Source organism: Bacillus sp. Y3 (assembly GCF_008123875.1).
Taxonomy (GTDB): domain Bacteria; phylum Bacillota; class Bacilli; order Bacillales; family Bacillaceae; genus Bacillus; species Bacillus altitudinis.
Map to the genome: position 1 here is coordinate 745,389 of NZ_VSSC01000003.1, position 16,605 is coordinate 761,993.

Genomic DNA, 16,605 nt, shown 5'->3' on the forward strand with positions numbered 1-16,605 from the left:
TGATAATAATTATCATTATCACTTATACAACCAAATACACGGCTGATGTGCCGATTTCAAAGGAGTTTACATTCATGAAGAAAATATTGTTCCCTCTGATGCTCATCTTCGTACTTGCGTTGAGCGCATGTGGCAATAGCAGCAACTCTTCCTCAAATAAAGGAAAGCAATCAACGTCATCGGACACGATTACATATCAATCTGAAAATGGACCTGTGAAGCTGCCAGCAAATCCAAAACGTGTTGTTGTTCTCGCCTCTTATACAGGAAATGTCTTGTCACTTGGTGTGAACCTTGTGGGTGTTGACTCTTGGTCAAAAAAGAATCCACGTTTCAAAAAGAAATTAAAAAATGTGGAAGAAGTATCCGATGAAAATGTAGAAAAAATCATGAAGCTAAAGCCTGATGTCATCATCGGTTTAAGCGGTGCAAAAAATGTAGAAAAACTGAAAAAAATCGCCCCTACCGTTTTATTCACGTATAACAAAGTCGATTACCTTCAGCAGCATATTGAAATTGGAAAAGTCTTAAACAAAGAAAAAGAAGCAGAAGCATGGGTCAAGGATTTCAAAAAACGCGCAGCTGAAACTGGCAAAGAAATCAAAGCAAAAATTGGTGAAGATGCAACCGTATCTGTCTTTGAAAGCGGCACAAAAGACCTTTACGTCTTTGGAGATGCATGGGGTCGCGGAACAGAAATCCTCTACCAAGCAATGAAACTAAAAATGCCTGAAAAAGTAAAAGAAAAAGCATTAAAAGCTGGTTATTATGCGGTATCACAAGAGGTCATCCCTGAATTTGCCGGAGACTATATGATCATTAGCAAAAACAGCGAAATGGACAATTCCTATCAAAACAGTGAAATCTATAAGTCCATTCCTGCTGTGAAAAAACATCGTGTGTATGAAGCAAATGCGGAAGAGTTTTACTTTAATGACCCGCTCACACTTGAATATCAATTATCATTCTTTAAAAAGCACTTTTTAGGTAAATAAACCGAAGCAAGGGATCTCTTCCCTTGCTTTTTTGCTGTCTGCTTCTAGCGGGAGTGCCTATTTTCCGCTACAATAATGTACAAGTAATTCAAAAAGTGTGGTGCTCGTTTTGTTTAAAATTTTGCTGATTGAGGATGATACAACCCTCTTCCAAGAAATCAAAGAACGTTTAGTCAACTGGTCTTATGATGTGTATGGGATCAACAATTTTCAACAGGTCATGCAGGAGTTCACTTCCATCCAGCCTGATTTAGTCATTATTGATATTCAGCTGCCAAAGTATGATGGCTTTCATTGGTGCCGGATGATTCGGCATCATTCTAATGTGCCCATCATCTTTCTTTCCTCTCGTGATCACCCTGCTGATATGGTCATGTCGATGCAGCTTGGAGCTGATGATTTTGTACAAAAGCCCTTTCACTTTGACGTTCTCATCGCCAAAGTAAGTGCTGTTCTTCGCCGAGTCCATGATTACAATGCGGAACCAGCCAACTTAAAAGTCTGGTGCGGCGCTACCCTTGATCTCGAAAATAATACAGTGACAAATGAAAACGGTGAGATTGAATTAACAAAAAATGAGTTTTTTATTCTCAAAGAATTGATTCAGCATAAAAACCATATCGTCAAAAGGGAATCTCTCATCCAAGCTTTATGGGACGATGAACGATTCGTGAGTGACAATACACTCACTGTAAACGTCAACCGCCTTAGAAAAAAACTAGACGAAATCTCCCTTGGCACCTTCATTGAAACAAAGGTGGGTCAAGGTTATCTTGCAAAAGAAAAGGATGATCAATGATGCTGCAAGCATTTCTAAAAGAACGAAGAAGCTGGATCTTGTTCTTTCTTAGTTTGCAGCTTCTCATTCTCTTTGTTGCATATTTGGATACAACGATTCCACTCGCTTCTCTTTTTTATATCGTGCTTTTGTCTACATTACTCTTCATTGTTTTTCTTTTTTTTCGTTACCGGAAAGAAACTGCTTATTACATGCAACTGAAAGAATGGGATGAAAATATAGACCATCAAATGCGTCTCAAATCCTCTTCCCCCTTTGAACAAATTGTACAGGAGGCAGCGTCAGAGCAAATCGACCGATACCGCCAGATGACGGCTAAGCAAAAGACTGCGCTGGAAGAAGAAAAAGATGAACTGCTCTCATGGATACATGAGGTGAAAACGCCGCTCACGGCGATGCACTTAATGATTGACCGCATAACAGAACAGCCGCTCAAATCAAATATGACCTATGAATGGCTTAGAATACATTTACTCCTTGATGCACAGCTGCATCAGAGCAGGATCCAACATATTGAAAATGATTTATTTATTGAAAAACTGGATCTCCAAAACATGCTAACGAAAGAAATCAAAGCGCTCCAATCGTGGTGTATGCAAAAAGGAATTGGCTTTGACCTTTTATTAGAAGAGCGAGATGTATTAAGTGATACAAAATGGTTATCCTTTATGATCAGACAAGTGCTGACAAACGCCGTCAAGTACAGCCAATCATCTGACATTATCATCGAAAGCAAACAAATGAACGAACAAGTGGTGCTCACCATCACAGATCAAGGCAGAGGAATTGACCCAAGAGACGTGTCCCGTATTTTTGAAAAAGGCTTTACCTCCACAAGACATCACAATGACACGGCCTCCACAGGCATGGGGCTCTATTTAACAAAAAAGGGAGCTGACGCTCTTCATATCACGATCGAGGTCAACTCCACATTAGATCAAGGGACAACTTTCACCTTTATTTTTCCGAAAAAGAATGATTTTGTGCATATTGCAAGCATGTGAACATACAGTTCAAGAAACCCAATCTCTTCATCCAACGATGCATTGAAGAGATTGGGTGATTTTATACAGCCATATCACGCTACTTCACGGCATATTTCTCCTAGCTGTTTCCTTCTATAAATACTCATTAGCAGCCCGACTGACATCATTTCTAGAAGAATATGAGATCCCCCATAGCTCATAAAAGGCATGGAAACTCCTGATATAGGCAATAATCCAAAGTTTGTGAAAATACTTAAGATAAATTTTGCTGCAAATGTGGTTGCCAAACCAATCATTAATATTTTGCCATAAGCAGATTGAACTCGTTTCGCTGTATGAACTACTCTATAAATCAAAGTCACAAACAACATAAGAACGGCCAATCCTGCAAACCATCCGAATGAATAAATGATATACGTCAACATCCAATCAGTGTGAACATCATACAATGCGTACGGATTTATTTGAAAACCATTTGAGCTAAATTCATGAAGTGAGTATTGGTAAAAGTGGGCCATATCAGCTTGATACAGAGAAAATAATTGAACAATGAGATAGACAATACCTGCTGCTGTAAACGGAATAAGCTGTCTCATTCTTGCATGAGATACATACATCATCGTTATGCATATGACCATAAAGGTGATGGTTGCAGAAAGAGATCCGACTATATGTAATAAAATAATGGGTAAAGTGACAATCGCTAACCCTAGCCAGGACTTGAAACCATTCTTCCAATTCCAAGATTGATAAATGCCAGCTAACGAAATAATCATCAGAAATGGAAAAATTTCAGTCAGATTGATCGATCCATTATTTAAGCTTAAAAAGAGAATACCGTTCACTCTTGTCCCAATCATCATTGTAAGAATCAGCATTCCAATCGTTCCTATGTATAAATGCCATGAATAGGGTAAAAAGCGCCGATAATCAAAAGCAAACAGTCCAAGCATCAACGCAAGACCAAATACATAGTAAATGAGACTTTTATAAAAGATATTCGTGTCTTGAAAATGAAGTAAATGAGAATGAAACTGAAAATAATACATTACAAACAGCCCAAATAAACAAGTAGCTAATACAAGAAGTATCGTTTTAAAGTCAACTTGAGTTTTGTGTGTTTCATGAAGCTGCATTCCGAGTATGGCTGCATCTCCAATTTGATCGAGCGCTTGATCTACCGCCTCTTCTTCTGACATGCCCGCACTGACCGCTTCCTCTTTCAGCGTGTATAAATGATCACGAAGCTCAAGCTTTATACTTGCATGTACGTCTTTATTTTTGATTCGTTTACACACATTTTTGATATATTGTTCAAACTTTTTCTCTAGTCCCATACGACTTTCTCCCCGTTCAAAACGCCATCTACTGCATCTTTAAACACAGTCCATTCTTCTTTCTTTTCCTTCATAAACGCTTTGCCTTGTTCATTAATCCGATAATACTTCCTTTTTCGATTGCCATTCCCTTCGCCCCAGTAAGACACAATAAATCCTTTCCCCTCCAAAGTGTGCAAAATAGGATATATCGTCCCCTCTTTAAAGCTAAAAATTCCTTCGGATTTCGACTCCAATTCCTTAATCATTTCATATCCATACATCGGCTTTTCATTTAACAAGCTTAAAATAAGGGTAGCAGTACTCCCCTTTAGAAGCTCTTTACTCACTTTCATCCATCGTCACCTCTAATACATAGATTTACTATGCATATATTTGATATGCATATCTTACATGAAATCAAATACTCTGTAAAGGTTCATCAGAAAAAAACAAGAAATTTGATACATCATAGCGAAAAACAGATAAAATAATTGAATAACAATCTGAATTCTACATAAGGCTTTGACATATGAAACAAGCATGTGACAACAATGTCACATGCTCGTCTGTTTTGTTCGCCAAATCGCAGGAAGTCTGCTCGGCTTCTTTTTATACTAGAGATATCAATTAAATAAAAAAGGGGTTCGACAGATGAACATTTTAGAAGCTCGCAAGTTATATAAAAGCTATGGAAATAAATTCAATAAACAAGAGGTGCTGAAAGGCATTGATTTGACGATAGAAGCTGGAGAATTTGTCAGCATCATGGGGCCATCAGGCTCGGGGAAAACGACCCTTTTGAACGTATTGTCATCGATTGATCATGTGTCCAGCGGATCGATTCGGATCGCAGATGCAGAAATGACGCAAATGAAAGATCAGCAGCTCGCTGAATTTAGAAAGAAACAGCTTGGCTTTGTTTTTCAGGATTATAACTTACTTGATACACTCACGGTTAAAGAGAACATCCTCTTGCCATTATCCATCTCCAAAACGCCTAAAAAAGAAGCTTTTGAACGCTTTCAACAGCTTGCAGAGGATATGGGGATTTATGAACTAAGAGACAAATATCCAAATGAACTGTCTGGTGGACAAAAGCAACGGACATCTGCGGTACGTGCCTTTATTCATGAACCAAGCCTCATTTTTGCTGATGAACCAACCGGAGCACTTGATTCCAAATCTGCGTCTGACTTACTGAACAAGCTGCAAGAATTCAATCACAAGCGCAAAGCAACCATTGTCATGGTGACGCATGACCCTGTTGCAGCCAGTTATTCAAGACGAGTGATTTTTATCAAAGATGGACAGATCTATACACAATTGAATAAAGGCGCATTAGAGAGAAAGATGTTTTTCGAGGATATTATGAAAACGCAAGGTGTTTTAGGCGGTGTGAAGCATGAACATTAATCAGCTCGTCTTCCGCAATCTGAAGAAAAACTTAAAAAATTACTATTTATACGTGTTTGCACTTGTATTTAGTGTGGCGCTCTATTTTTCCTTTGTCACCTTGCAGTATTCACCAGCACTTGATGATGTAAAGGGGTCCATTAAGGGCGGTGCGTCGATTAAAGCCGCTTCAGTACTACTCATTGCCATTGTTGGAATCTTCCTGTTATATGCGAACAGCATTTTTATTAAACGAAGAGGGAGAGAAATAGGTCTCCTGCAGCTCATTGGCATGACGAAACAAAAAATTGCCAAACTACTCAATGCAGAAAACTTTATCCTATACGTGGTCTCCATGGCTATTGGTATCATAGCTGGATTTATCGGTTCAAAACTCATGCTGATGGTGCTATTTAAAGTAACCGGCGTGAACGCCATCGCCAACCTGCATTTTTCAGGCATGGCCCTTTTGCAGACACTGATCGTCTTTTTCGTCATCTATGGATTAATTATGTTAAGAAATCGATGGTTTATTAATAGACAGACGATTTTATCTTTGTTTAGAACCACATCTTCTACAGAACAGCGTGTGAAAAAAATCTCTGTGTTTGAAATCATCATTGGGGTTCTAGGCATTGCATTCATCAGCTCAGGCTATTATATTTCTTCTCAGCTTTTTACCGGCACATATACGTCCATGCTTGCGTTACTTTTAGCGATGATTTATATTCTAGCCTCTGTCATTATCGGTACCTTTCTTTTCTATAAAAGCTCTGTTTCGTTCATTGCCAATATCGTACGCAAACGAAAAAATGGCTATCTCGCCATTCATGAAGTCCTGTCTCTGTCATCTATTATGTTCCGGTTAAAATCAAACGCACTGCTTTTAACGATTATTACAACGGTATCTGCGCTTGCCATCGGGTTGTTATCTTTAAGCTACATTTCCTATTACTCAGCAGAAAAAACCGCTGAACAACAGATCCCTTCACATTTCGTCATGGGATCTGAGAAAGAAGCCAACACCTTTACTCGTGCACTTTCTGACAAACATATTGCGTATGAAACAAAGCAGTTCAAGGTCATTCAAGCGAAGTTTGACGCAAAAAAGATCATGGATTCAGAGATTAAAAATATGAATAATGATCCAGGTGTCTTAACTCTACCTGTGATCAGTGAGAAAAACGCACCGAATATTCATGTGAAAAGCAACGAAGTCATCTTAAGCGGCTACAGTGATTTATTGAAGAAATTCATGCCGATTCAAAGTTCAGGTGATGTGAAACTACTTATTAAGAAACCCCTTGATTTAAAGGTCATTGATATGAAAAAAGATTACCTCATTTCTTACAACTTCACGTTTGGTGGTCTACCTGTTGCTGTCGTCAGTCAAAGTGTCTTTGAGCAGCTTGACCAGCAGAAAGACCCTAAACTTCAGATTGAGAATAATCAATATCACGCAGTCAATATAAAAGATGATCAAAACCTTGAACAAGCGAATGATGTGTTTACCTCTTTAAAACTAGGTGACAACAGCATGTCTCAATTGGCTACCACTCAGCAACAAAAACAAACCATCGGACTGATGATGTTTATAGTCGGATTTTTAGGTCTCAGCTTCCTTGTCACATCAGGCTGTATTTTATACTTTAAGCAGATGAATGAAAGTGAAGAAGAACAAAGCTCTTACACGATCTTGCGTAAGCTTGGTTTTACTGAGAAGGATCTATTAAAAGGTATTCGGCTCAAGCAGCTATTTAACTTTGGGATTCCGCTCGTTGTCGGGTTGCTTCACAGCTACTTTGCAGTACAGTCAGGCTGGTTTTTCTTCGGCGGTGAACTGTGGACACCAATGCTCATCGTCATGTCGATTTATACGGTGCTATATTCTATCTTCGGATTCCTATCTGTCCAGTATTACAAAAAAGTCATTAAAGAATCCTTGTAATCTCATCCCCATAGGTAGCTGCCTATGGGGATTGTTTGTTTATGATGGCGTTGATTCAAACTTGTGCGATAAAATATGATCTCTTGCCGCATAAGCTTTTTGTTTGATCTCTTCTAAGTTCACTCCAACTAGCTTCCCATTTTGTTTCACTGCTTTTCCAGCCACATAGACAGAATCAACATTTGAAGGGTGTGCCGTTTGCACAACTGCCCCAGCTGGATCTGTCATCGGAAGAAGATTCATGCTTGTCCGATCGATCAAGATAAAATCAGCTTCTTTTCCAGGTGTGAGTGAGCCGATTTTGTCATCAAGCTTCAAGGCACGAGCCCCGTTTATTGTGGCTGCTTCAAGCATTTGCTGTGCAGACAATCCAAGTTCAGGCCCTGGCATCGTCCCTTCCATCAATAAAGATTGATTTTGAATCGCCCGCTCCGCCTGTAGTCCGAATTTCATTTGAGCAAACAAATCTCCGCCTGTCGCTGTCACCACATCTACACCAAGCGTTGGCAGAACGCCATTTTCAATGGCGAGCCCTGTGACAGGATATCCGTGTCCCATCATCATTTCAATCTCAGGTGTAATCGAGATGGAGCTTCCGCTGTCAGCTAACATCTTCATTTGATCTGCATCAATTGCATTGATATGCACCATATTCAAATCAGGCCCGAGCAGCCCTGCTTGATGAAGCCGTTCAATCGATCGATCCGCCGCTCCCCAATTTCCAAAGCCAATGTGCATACTGCATAATGCATCTAGTGATCTCGCTGTTTCAATTTCAAAGACGGTCGTCTCCCATGAAGAAAATTCAGGTCCACGAATGGCAAGTCCCATCGTCAACAGCTGATCCGATGATTGAAAATGTTTTTGTTTCACGCGGGCTGCGTCTTCCATATTCGTGAGCGTACTCTCTCTGTCCCAATACGCTGCATCTCCAGAGGTACCAAAACCAAAGACCGCTCGAATACCCGCATCTTTTAAACCTCCAATGAGTTCTTCTGTATGATCCATAGAATTGATCATCGTCCAGTCGAAAAACGTGGTCACTCCTGCATCTAATGCCTCTAATGCGCCTAAATAATTAGCAATTCGATCATCTGATGGACGTCTCATCGCCCCATAGTTGCCATAATAAATTTTGCTCAAATACGTTTGCAAAGACCAATCTGTTCCGATCCCCCGTATGACGGACTGCCACACATGACGATGGGTATCCACAAGCCCTGGCATGATGACCATGTCAGACGCATCCACAACATCAGCACCGCTTGCTTCAATCGAAGGTCCGACTTCTACAATATGTGCCCCTTCAATTAATAGATCTCCCTTCTCCAGAAAACCTAAAGATGGATCAAGTGTGATAAGAGCCGCATCTTTAAACAATGTTTTCTTCATCCATATCCCCCTTTTCAAATAAAGAGAATGAGTCACTCATTCTCTCTGTTATTTTAAGACATAACAGGTTCAAATTAGAAGAAAAGTGACTCAAGGAATGTGGTTTTATGAGCTGATATTCCGAAAATAGTTGTATATCCGTTTTAATTTCACGTCATGCTTCCCTTTTGGACTTTCCATCATGCCAAATTCAAAGAACTTCACCGGTTTAATCCCGACATATTGTAAAAGAGCTCGTTTCATTAACACCTTGTGGGCATTCTGCAAAAAGAAGAAAGGGTAGTGGGTCGGTCCTTGCATTGTCGATACACATACAGCCCTCTTTCCTTTTAACAAGCCTTCTGGAAGCAGACCGCCAGTTTGACGGTAAGCAAAATTCGCTGCAAACATGCGATCAATAAAACCAAGCAACATAGCTGGCGGCCTACCCCACCAAATCGGATAAACAAACACGATGTTGTCTGCCCATTTGATTTTCTCTTGATATTCTTGAATCTCAGGGTCCTTATGCATATCACGTCTTTTTTTCTCTTCATTAAAAATAAGTACAGGATCAAATTTGTCTTGGTATAAATCTATGATTCTCACTTCTTGAACGTTTGGATTTTCTTCACTGCCCTTTAGGATTTCTTTAAAAAAAGCACCATTTAAACTATTGTGATGAGGGTGAGTATAAATAATGAGTACATTCATGGCTTATCTCCTTTAGTTATCATTTGATAACAAAAAGCATACACCTCTCTTTTTTAGTTGTCAAATGATAATTGTTTTTTGATAATAAATTTGGTATGGTACGTAGGAGGTGAAAATGATGAAAAACCCCCATTTTTTCAAAGAGTTTGTCACATTTGCTTCTACTTTTTCTGAGCTGAAACATGCTATGATGAGCAAGGTCAAACCATCTGATCTAACCACTCTACAATATTTGATTCTGGAGCAGTTAGCCGTCAGTGAGCCGCTAACACCTAGCGAAATCGCCGATTGTCAGCACATGTCTCTTCCGAATGTCAGCAGAGAATTGAAAAAGCTTCACGAAAAACAATTCATTGATAGACAAGAAGATAAAGATGACAAGCGAAAACATGTCATTATGCTGTCTAAAAAAGGCCGTGCGTGTATGGACAAAGCATTTCAACAAATTGAATCCATGCTCATGGACAGCCTTTCTTCCTCTGACCAAAATCAAATGGATGATATCGTACAAGCTCTCCGTCTATTAAATCAAACCATCTTCAAAAAATGATCGAATGAAAAAAGCATGAGCGTATCGCTCATGCAAATGATTTTTGAACACATTAGTAAAGAGATGCTAAAAGATACGTGATGAAACCTACTATTGGAATAATCGGGATCATCAGCTTCAATGTTTTATTCGTATTCTTATATAAATTCCACAACAAGACTGGTACACCAAACGTCAATGTATCAAAGACAGCAAGCACTGCCCCTTTACGCTGTTCTTTATGAGCCATTTGAAAACCTCCAATTCACCAAACTTTTTTCACACAATAACCTGCTATCCCAGCCGATATTCCTGCATTAATGACTGTACATGCTATACAACCAACAGGTCCTGTTAAACAAACATAATAACAAGCCCCAAGAACCATTGAACGAAGCGGAAGAGATTCATTCGGGCCACTTTTCTTTTTTAAACAACTCCAAAATTTGTTCCAATTAAAGCTCGTTTGAATTTCCGAATCTTCAGCATTCATAATTTTTCTATTTAATTCCATCATATCTTTTTTCGCACCGTTTTCACCATAGGTAAAAGATCCTTTTAAAAACTCCCCATTTGGATTGATATGAAACTCATTCTTCAACTTTCCATTTTGAATGAAATATGAGTGTAAATTACCTTGCTCATCGTATTCCGCAAGTTGAATATAATAGGACTTTATCTGACTTAGTGAAATTGAAATAAATGATGCTGTGCTTACTAGCTGATTATCTGCTTTCTTCTTTGTTAGATAAAAATAAACAACATTCGCTTTAGCATCATTCAAATGAACTGCTACACTTTCTCCATTTAATTGATACCCTTTTTTGTAGGCTATTTCTTTTGCCTGTAAAAATTGAAAGCTCTTTTTTGTTTTTTTTATGAGCCTTTCAGCCACTTTATTGTTTTGTATCTTTTCAAAAGGCATATCCTCTTTTATGCTAACAGCTTTCCCCACAGGATATTGTCCGCATAGAAGTGAAATGAATAATAAAACAACAAGCATCTTCCTTACTTTCATTATGTAGCCTCCTTTAATAAATCCCATAAAATTGATACCTTTTTATGGAAAATGGCATAAGAGGCTTATTTACCAAAAATAACCACTATAAATAATGTAGCATATCTCCTACTTGATATCATTTCCTTCAGGTAATTGAATCGTCAGTATGTCTGAGATAAATGAACAGGATGTAACTGAAGCTTCTCCCGAAATAGTAGTCAACAAAAAAGCGCCAGATGTTTTCCATCCAACGCTTTTTCCCATGACATGTTCAGCACTCATTTTCATGCATCACGTCTCTTTTGCTCTATGTATCCTTTATCCAATAAGCTGATAGGCGATATATAATGCAACCAGCCAGATCATGACGGCTGATGCTTTATTGATCCGGTTCATCCACTTGCCGTTTGTATCTAGCTTTCCTAACATTTTCCCGAGAAGGGCAAGACCCATAAACCATAACCACGAGACGATGATACAGGCTGCGGTAAATGCCACCTTTTCCGCCCCATGATATTGAAGAGAGTTCGTTCCTATTACTCCTATTGTATCGAGAATCGCGTGAGGATTTAATAGGGAAACGGAACAGGCAAATACGATTTGTTTTCTCATAGGCATCAGGTCCATCTTTTCTTGATTACCTGTTGCGGAGCTCGTGTTCCAAACTGACCACCCCATATAAAGTAAAAAGAAAAATCCAATGATAAAAAGACCTATTTGCAAGATAGGAATGGTGAGTACAACAACCGAAACCCCAATGACAGCTAAAGTAATTAAAAGTGTGTCGCAGAGAGCAGCTGTAATGACAACAGGCAGTACGCGATATAATCGAGGCTGAAGGGCTCCTTGCTGAAATACAAATACATTTTGTGCGCCCAAAGGTAAAATAAGACCAAAGGCAAGCACAATCCCATGAATTATCGCAATCGACATTTTCAGAACATTCTCCTTTTCAAGTCATCCTTACACATTTTAACATAAAACATCATGAACGAATTTTACATATTTGATTTGTCCAATAAAAAAAGCGCTGGATGATTTTCCATCCAGACGCTTATTGTTTCTACTGTTATGATGATTTTCGTGCAAGCTCTCTTTCTCTCAGCTCGACACGTCGAATTTTCGCTGACGGAGTTTTTGGTAGCTCGTCAATGAATTCGATTTCTCTTGGATATTTGTACGGTGCTGTTGTATTTTTCACGTGTGTTTGAAGTTCTTTAATCAGCTCATCGCTTTGTGCAGATGCATCACGCAGGACGACGTATGCTTTCACGATTGATCCTCTGATTTCATCTGGACTTGCCACGACCGCACATTCTTTCACTGCTGGGTGTTTAATCAGTGCATCTTCGACTTCAAACGGGCCAATTGTATAGCCTGAGCTGACGATGATGTCATCCCTGCGGCTTTCAAACCAAAAATACCCGTCTTCATCTTTTTTCGCACGGTCACCGGTAATAAAGTAATCCCCGCGGCGCTGCGCCTTTGTACGCTCTGCATCTTTGTAGTATTCCTTGAATAAAGCCGGCGTTTCAAGATGAACGGCAATGTCACCTATTTCTCCTGGAGCACAGATCTGGCCATTCTCATCAATGATCTCTACTTCATTGCCAGGTGTTGGTTTGCCCATACTGCCCGGCTTGATGTCCATTCCTTTCAGCACCCCAACTAGCAGCGTGCTTTCTGTTTGCCCGTAACCATCTCGCACTTCGATATCGAAATGTTTTTTGAACGTATCGATGACTTCACGGTTAAGTGGCTCTCCCGCAGAAACAGCACTATGCAATTTCGGCAGCTCGTACTGACTGAGGTCATCTACTTTTGCCATAAACCGATATTCCGTTGGTGTACAACATAAAACATTGATTTCATTTTTTTGAAGCAGCTCTAAGTACGTATCCGGATTAAATTTCCCTCCATAAACAAAACCTTCTGCTCCACTTCCTAAAACAGATAAGAGAGGACTCCACACCCATTTTTGCCAGCCTGGTCCTGCTGTTGCCCATACTTTATCCCCTTCATTAATGGAGAGCCATGCTTTGGCCGCAGTACGTAAATGTGCATACGCCCAGCCGTGTGTATGAACAACCCCTTTTGGGTTACCTGTTGTGCCTGATGTATAAGATAGAAACGCCATGTCCGTACGTGTTGTGTCTGCCAATTTCAACTCGCTTGACTGCTCTTCCTTTTGCGCAACAATGTTTGTCCAGCCATGATCATTCTCACCAATCGAGAATGTTTTAAAATCTTTTGGCTGGTTGGTTCCTTCAAACGATTGAATGAATGATGCGTAAACAATCGCTCCTTTTGCTTCTGCATGTTCAATTCGGTAATCTATATCTTTAGCGCGAAGCATTTCTGAACAAGGAATTACAACCATCCCTGTTTTTAAAATCGCTAAATAAATGCTGTATGCCTCTAGCATACGCGGCACCATCACAATGATTTTATCGCCTTTTTTAAAGCCTGCATTTAATAGAACATGACCAATTTTATTCGCCTCTTCTACTAATGCTGCATATGTCACGTGCGCTTCCTGACCATTTCCGTCCTGCCAGTGCAGGGCGATTTTCTCCTGGTCATGACTGAATGCTTCAATCTCACTGACTAAGTTATATTGTTCTGGTGCAATTAAGTCTTCTCTTTTCATGGTACAGCTCCTTTTAGCCTCTTTCTATGAAACGAATCATGTTTCAATTTACCTATTCTAACACTCATAACTGAAAAATGCTTGAATTAGGACCTACTCCTAGTATTATGCCATAATTTTTTCATTTCGTCTTCTTTTTTAAAAATATTCTAACAATTTATGTACAAAAAAAAGAGCGGGAATAAACCCGCTCATAAGCCATAGCTTTTTAATTGTGTGTCTTAGAAAGATCCGCCACCCATATGTTGTTGAGCGTAAGATACAAGACGCTTAGTGATTTCTCCACCAACTGATCCGTTAGCGCGAGCTGTTGTTTCTGGTCCAAGGTTTACGCCAAATTCTGAAGCGATTTCGTACTTCATTTGGTCGATCGCTTGTGCAGCGCCTGGAACGACTAATTGATTAGAACTGCTTTGTCTGTTTTGTTGAGCCATGTGTTCTCACCTCCTTGTGAATATAGAATGTGTAGAAACACATGACTTCATGCGATTGATTTTATGGTAATTATTATGAAATTTTTTATTTAGAATAAATCAGCGAATTTGTCAGCTGCTTTCTTTTCATTTGTGACAACGATTGTTTCGATCTGCTCCACTGCCTCATCAAGCATTGGCTCGAATTCAGCAAAGCTTTCGTAGCGTTCTACTTTTTCAAGTTTTGGTTTTGTTTTTGGAGATGGCGGCGTAAAGATCGTGCAGCAATCCTCAAATGGCTGAATGCTTGTCTCATATGTGCCAATTCGTCTCGCTTCTTCGATTATGTCATTCTTATCCACGGCAATCAGCGGACGAATGATCGGTGTGTTTGTGACATGATTAATGGCATACATGCTTTCAAGTGTCTGACTTGCCACTTGACCAAGGCTTTCACCTGTAATAATGGCAAGCGCATCACGCTTGGCTCTTATTTTATCTGCAATTTTGAGCATCATTCTTCTCGTTGAAGTCATCGTATAGTTTTCTGGTACTTGTTTGTGAATGAGTTCTTGGATTTTCGTAAAAGGAACGATGTGAAGCTTGACTTCGCCTCCATAAGCAGCTAAGCATTCCGCTAGATCAATGACCTTTTGCTTGGCACGTTCACTTGTATAAGGCGGGCTAAAGAAATGAACAGCTTCAATTTGAATGCCTCGTTTCATTGCCTGATAGCCTGCCACTGGGCTGTCAAAGCCGCCAGAGAGCATAAGCATCGCTCTTCCGCTTGAACCAACTGGCAGTCCGCCTGCACCTTTTACATCTTTAAATGTAATGTACGTCGCGTGTTCTCTTATTTCAATTCGCAAGTGAACATCTGGCTGTTTCACATTAACGGTTAAGTTGTCTGTATTCCTTAGAACATGTCCACCAATTTCTCGGTTCATTTCATTTGAATCAAGCTCAAATTGTTTATAAGAGCGTTTCGTTGAGACCTTAAATGTATTTCCTTGTTCATACACTTCCTGAACCGCTGAGAGTGCCGCTTCTTTGATGGCATCAAGATTTGTCTCACATTTTACAGCCAGGCTAAAGCTTTGAATGCCAAATACACCTTTAAGCTGTTCTGAAATCGGTTCAGGGTCTTCTCCGTTTAGCATGATCGTGATGCGGTCTCTATCAGATGCATACTTTAATGCTTCAAAGTCTTTTAATACAAACCGGATATGCTGTCTTAGTTTTTCGATAAATTTCTTTCTATTTTTCCCTTTTGTTGAAATCTCACCAAAACGGACTAAAATATGGTCATACTTCATGTTGTTATCTCATTCCTTTTAATTTTTTCACACTTTGTGCGATCGATGTGATGATTTGCGGCGCTAGCTCTGGTCCTTGTCCATATGTCAAACTGATTCTCATGCTGCTTTTGGCTGCTTCTTCTGATTTCCCCATCGCCAGCAGGACACGGCTTGGTTCCTTTTTCTTTGCAGAACAAGCAGACGTTGTCGAAACGTAAATGCCTTCTTTTTCGAGCATATGCAGAAGGACTTCAATTTGAATACCTGGCACTGAAAAATTCACAATGTGCGGTGCGCTATGCGTCAGCGGTGTGTTTATAACGACGCCTTCTATCTTTCCAAGCTGCTGCTCTAGCTCCGTTTTTAAAGCGATCATCTCGTCATGATGCTTGTTTAAATGTTCAAATGATTGCTTGATGGCTTTTGCTAAACTGACAGCTCCAGCAGGGTTCTCAGTCCCTGAGCGAAGGCCTAGTTCCTGCTCTCCTCCTGTGATAAAAGGGGCAAGCACGATCTCTTTCTTTAAAAAGAGGGCACCTGTTCCCTTCAGGCCGTGAATCTTGTGGCCTGACATCGTTAAAAGATCAATATCCATCTCTTTAGGCAGCGGAACCTTGCCAATTCCTTGTACGCCGTCGACATGAAAAATCGCCTCTTTGGCATACGTCCGAATGATGCTTGCCGCTTCCTCTATCGGCTGAATCGCGCCTGTTTCATTGTTTACATGCATGAGACTGACAAGCACTGTATCAGGGCGAAGCACTTCTTTTAAATGCGTCATATCTGCACGGCCATGCTCATTTACTTGAATATAGGAAATATCAAAGCCAAATAATGTTTTCAGCTGTTCAAACGATTCGATGACAGATGGATGCTCAATCGCTGTTGTGACAATATGTCTGCCTCGGTTCATCTTGGCAAGAGCAGCCCCTTTGATGGCTATGTTATTTGCTTCTGTTGCACCTGAAGTAAAAATAATCTCATATTGTGTAAAGCCTGTATAGTGAAGGATTTGTTTTCGCGTTTCACTTAATAGACGGCTCGCATCAATTCCAAGTTGATGCAGCGAAGACGGATTCCCAAAAAAACGCTCACTCACTTGCTGATGTACTTGTAAAACCTCTGGATAAGGCTTTGTTGTGGCACTATTATCAAGATAAATCATATCTTAAACTCCTTACAAAAAAACTT

17 protein-coding genes are annotated in these 16,605 nt (G+C 39.9%); 6 read left to right on the forward strand and 11 right to left on the reverse strand.

Annotation, left to right across the window (positions count from 1 at the left end; all coding sequences use genetic code 11):
- Positions 1-74: 74 nt before the first annotated feature.
- The 3 genes from FXF70_RS08910 to FXF70_RS08920 all read left to right on the forward strand — a co-directional run bounded on the left by FXF70_RS08910 (position 75) and on the right by FXF70_RS08920 (position 2,798).
- Positions 75-995 carry an iron-hydroxamate ABC transporter substrate-binding protein gene (locus tag FXF70_RS08910; RefSeq protein WP_008343120.1) on the forward strand — a complete coding sequence of 307 codons (921 nt, stop codon included), beginning with the start codon at positions 75-77 and terminating at the stop codon, positions 993-995.
- A 109-nt stretch (positions 996-1,104) separates the two neighbouring features.
- Positions 1,105-1,794 (forward strand): response regulator transcription factor, encoded by a 690-nt coding sequence (locus FXF70_RS08915; protein ID WP_017358287.1) that lies wholly within the window; start codon positions 1,105-1,107, stop codon positions 1,792-1,794.
- On the forward strand, positions 1,794-2,798 hold the full coding sequence (locus FXF70_RS08920) for a sensor histidine kinase (protein ID WP_148780122.1): 1,005 nt from the start codon (positions 1,794-1,796) through the stop codon (positions 2,796-2,798). Before FXF70_RS08915 ends, FXF70_RS08920 begins: the two co-directional genes overlap by 1 nt.
- A 74-nt stretch (positions 2,799-2,872) precedes the next feature.
- On the opposite strand, the gene FXF70_RS08925 is transcribed toward FXF70_RS08920, so the two are convergent.
- Entirely contained in the window at positions 2,873-4,117 is a 1,245-nt protein-coding gene (locus FXF70_RS08925) for an FtsW/RodA/SpoVE family cell cycle protein (RefSeq protein ID WP_046344207.1), read from the reverse strand.
- Positions 4,108-4,452, reverse strand: coding sequence for a PadR family transcriptional regulator (locus tag FXF70_RS08930; protein WP_035391131.1), 345 nt, complete (start codon positions 4,450-4,452; stop codon positions 4,108-4,110). Before FXF70_RS08930 ends, FXF70_RS08925 begins: the two co-directional genes overlap by 10 nt.
- 298 nt (positions 4,453-4,750) lie before the next feature.
- On the opposite strand from FXF70_RS08930, the gene FXF70_RS08935 reads away from it, so the two are divergent.
- Complete coding sequence (locus FXF70_RS08935; protein ID WP_007501759.1) at positions 4,751-5,512, forward strand: ABC transporter ATP-binding protein; 762 nt, start codon at positions 4,751-4,753, stop codon at positions 5,510-5,512.
- A complete protein-coding gene (locus FXF70_RS08940; protein WP_148780123.1) occupies positions 5,502-7,439 on the forward strand; it encodes an ABC transporter permease in 1,938 nt (645 codons plus the stop codon). The genes FXF70_RS08935 and FXF70_RS08940 overlap by 11 nt, the downstream gene beginning before the upstream one ends.
- A gap of 39 nt (positions 7,440-7,478) precedes the next feature.
- Here the strand turns inward: FXF70_RS08940 and FXF70_RS08945 are convergent, their stop codons facing one another.
- Together FXF70_RS08945 and FXF70_RS08950 are read right to left on the reverse strand one after the other, a co-directional pair.
- Positions 7,479-8,831 (reverse strand): amidohydrolase family protein, encoded by a 1,353-nt coding sequence (locus tag FXF70_RS08945; RefSeq protein WP_058213915.1) that lies wholly within the window; start codon positions 8,829-8,831, stop codon positions 7,479-7,481.
- Positions 8,832-8,936: 105 nt separating this feature from the next.
- A complete protein-coding gene (locus FXF70_RS08950; RefSeq protein ID WP_017358293.1) occupies positions 8,937-9,524 on the reverse strand; it encodes an NAD(P)H-dependent oxidoreductase in 588 nt (195 codons plus the stop codon).
- A 118-nt stretch (positions 9,525-9,642) separates the two neighbouring features.
- Here FXF70_RS08950 and FXF70_RS08955 point away from each other — a divergent pair, with 118 nt between their 5' ends.
- A complete protein-coding gene (locus FXF70_RS08955; protein WP_144667388.1) occupies positions 9,643-10,074 on the forward strand; it encodes a MarR family winged helix-turn-helix transcriptional regulator in 432 nt (143 codons plus the stop codon).
- 52 nt (positions 10,075-10,126) lie between these two features.
- Here the strand turns inward: FXF70_RS08955 and FXF70_RS19050 are convergent, their stop codons facing one another.
- The 7 genes from FXF70_RS19050 to FXF70_RS08990 form a co-directional block, all read right to left on the reverse strand.
- Entirely contained in the window at positions 10,127-10,303 is a 177-nt protein-coding gene (locus tag FXF70_RS19050) for a hypothetical protein (RefSeq protein ID WP_008356320.1), read from the reverse strand.
- 15 nt (positions 10,304-10,318) lie between these two features.
- Positions 10,319-11,071, reverse strand: a complete 753-nt coding sequence (locus tag FXF70_RS08960; RefSeq protein WP_148780124.1) for a hypothetical protein — start codon at positions 11,069-11,071, stop codon at positions 10,319-10,321.
- A gap of 300 nt (positions 11,072-11,371) precedes the next feature.
- Positions 11,372-11,986, reverse strand: a complete 615-nt coding sequence (locus tag FXF70_RS08970) for a LysE/ArgO family amino acid transporter (protein WP_048001839.1) — start codon at positions 11,984-11,986, stop codon at positions 11,372-11,374.
- A gap of 136 nt (positions 11,987-12,122) precedes the next feature.
- The gene (gene mbcS / locus FXF70_RS08975) at positions 12,123-13,703 is read right to left on the reverse strand and encodes an acyl-CoA synthetase MbcS (protein WP_129547762.1); all 1,581 of its coding nucleotides are present in this window, start codon (positions 13,701-13,703) and stop codon (positions 12,123-12,125) included.
- Positions 13,704-13,924: 221 nt separating this feature from the next.
- Positions 13,925-14,137, reverse strand: coding sequence for an alpha/beta-type small acid-soluble spore protein (locus tag FXF70_RS08980; protein WP_003216385.1), 213 nt, complete (start codon positions 14,135-14,137; stop codon positions 13,925-13,927).
- Positions 14,138-14,226: 89 nt separating this feature from the next.
- Complete coding sequence (thiI, locus tag FXF70_RS08985; protein WP_007501769.1) at positions 14,227-15,432, reverse strand: tRNA uracil 4-sulfurtransferase ThiI; 1,206 nt, start codon at positions 15,430-15,432, stop codon at positions 14,227-14,229.
- Positions 15,433-15,436: 4 nt separating this feature from the next.
- Positions 15,437-16,579, reverse strand: a complete 1,143-nt coding sequence (locus FXF70_RS08990) for a cysteine desulfurase family protein (protein ID WP_035702028.1) — start codon at positions 16,577-16,579, stop codon at positions 15,437-15,439.
- Positions 16,580-16,605 lie beyond the last annotated feature (26 nt).

What these genes read in the sequence shown, in the direction of transcription:
- mbcS (WP_129547762.1), bottom strand. Translation starts at nt 13,703, where the DNA reads ATGAAAAGAGAAGACTTAATTGCACCAGAACAATATAACTTAGTCAGT.
- FXF70_RS08970 (WP_048001839.1), bottom strand. Translation starts at nt 11,986, where the DNA reads ATGTCGATTGCGATAATTCATGGGATTGTGCTTGCCTTTGGTCTTATT.
- FXF70_RS08940 (WP_148780123.1), top strand. Translation starts at nt 5,502, where the DNA reads ATGAACATTAATCAGCTCGTCTTCCGCAATCTGAAGAAAAACTTAAAA.
- FXF70_RS08910 (WP_008343120.1), top strand. Translation starts at nt 75, where the DNA reads ATGAAGAAAATATTGTTCCCTCTGATGCTCATCTTCGTACTTGCGTTG.
- FXF70_RS08980 (WP_003216385.1), bottom strand. Translation starts at nt 14,137, where the DNA reads ATGGCTCAACAAAACAGACAAAGCAGTTCTAATCAATTAGTCGTTCCA.
- FXF70_RS19050 (WP_008356320.1), bottom strand. Translation starts at nt 10,303, where the DNA reads ATGGCTCATAAAGAACAGCGTAAAGGGGCAGTGCTTGCTGTCTTTGAT.
- FXF70_RS08960 (WP_148780124.1), bottom strand. Translation starts at nt 11,071, where the DNA reads ATGAAAGTAAGGAAGATGCTTGTTGTTTTATTATTCATTTCACTTCTA.
- thiI (WP_007501769.1), bottom strand. Translation starts at nt 15,432, where the DNA reads ATGAAGTATGACCATATTTTAGTCCGTTTTGGTGAGATTTCAACAAAA.
- FXF70_RS08950 (WP_017358293.1), bottom strand. Translation starts at nt 9,524, where the DNA reads ATGAATGTACTCATTATTTATACTCACCCTCATCACAATAGTTTAAAT.
- FXF70_RS08935 (WP_007501759.1), top strand. Translation starts at nt 4,751, where the DNA reads ATGAACATTTTAGAAGCTCGCAAGTTATATAAAAGCTATGGAAATAAA.
- FXF70_RS08945 (WP_058213915.1), bottom strand. Translation starts at nt 8,831, where the DNA reads ATGAAGAAAACATTGTTTAAAGATGCGGCTCTTATCACACTTGATCCA.
- FXF70_RS08990 (WP_035702028.1), bottom strand. Translation starts at nt 16,579, where the DNA reads ATGATTTATCTTGATAATAGTGCCACAACAAAGCCTTATCCAGAGGTT.
- FXF70_RS08930 (WP_035391131.1), bottom strand. Translation starts at nt 4,452, where the DNA reads ATGAAAGTGAGTAAAGAGCTTCTAAAGGGGAGTACTGCTACCCTTATT.
- FXF70_RS08925 (WP_046344207.1), bottom strand. Translation starts at nt 4,117, where the DNA reads ATGGGACTAGAGAAAAAGTTTGAACAATATATCAAAAATGTGTGTAAA.
- FXF70_RS08955 (WP_144667388.1), top strand. Translation starts at nt 9,643, where the DNA reads ATGAAAAACCCCCATTTTTTCAAAGAGTTTGTCACATTTGCTTCTACT.
- FXF70_RS08920 (WP_148780122.1), top strand. Translation starts at nt 1,794, where the DNA reads ATGCTGCAAGCATTTCTAAAAGAACGAAGAAGCTGGATCTTGTTCTTT.